The sequence below is a fragment of the Methylobacterium sp. J-070 genome, from assembly GCF_022829385.1.
GTDB lineage: Bacteria > Pseudomonadota > Alphaproteobacteria > Rhizobiales > Beijerinckiaceae > Methylobacterium.
In genome coordinates, this window is the sequence record NZ_JAKSXX010000266.1 from 1 (window position 1) to 449 (window position 449).

Annotated in this window: 1 protein-coding gene; it reads right to left on the bottom strand. The window is 67.0% G+C overall.

From position 1 onward, the window contains the following. Positions 1 to 449 (bottom strand): ABC transporter substrate-binding protein (locus MKL01_RS30790; protein WP_243908985.1); only part of this gene is annotated, 449 nt, incomplete at both ends.

Sequence of the window (449 nt, forward strand, 5' to 3'; positions counted from 1 at the left end):
GCCGCCTGCTTGATGATCGCCTGGGTCTTCTGGCGCGGGGCGTTGATCGAGGTCTGGAAGACGAGCTTGAGCTTCTTGCCGTCCTTCGCCCGGATCCCGTCCGAGCCCTTTGTCCAGCCGGCCTCGTCGAGGAGCGCGTTCGCGCGGGCCGGGTCGAAGGCAAACTTCGTGTCCTTCGAGACGAAGCGCTCCGGGCCGTTGACCGTGTTGGCGGTGGCCCTCCCCGTGCGGCCGTAGATGTAGGTCTGGATCGACTTGCGGTCGACCAGCAGGTTCATCGCCTGGCAGACCTTCGGGTCGGAGAAGGCCGGGTGCTTGGTGGTGATCGAGGCGCGCTCGCCGTCGACCTCGACGTTCGGGTCGGTGGCGTTGAGGAGCAGGAATTCCAGCTTGCCGCCGTAGACCACGTCGACCCGGCCCTTGCCGCCGGTCTCCAGGCGCTTGAGCAC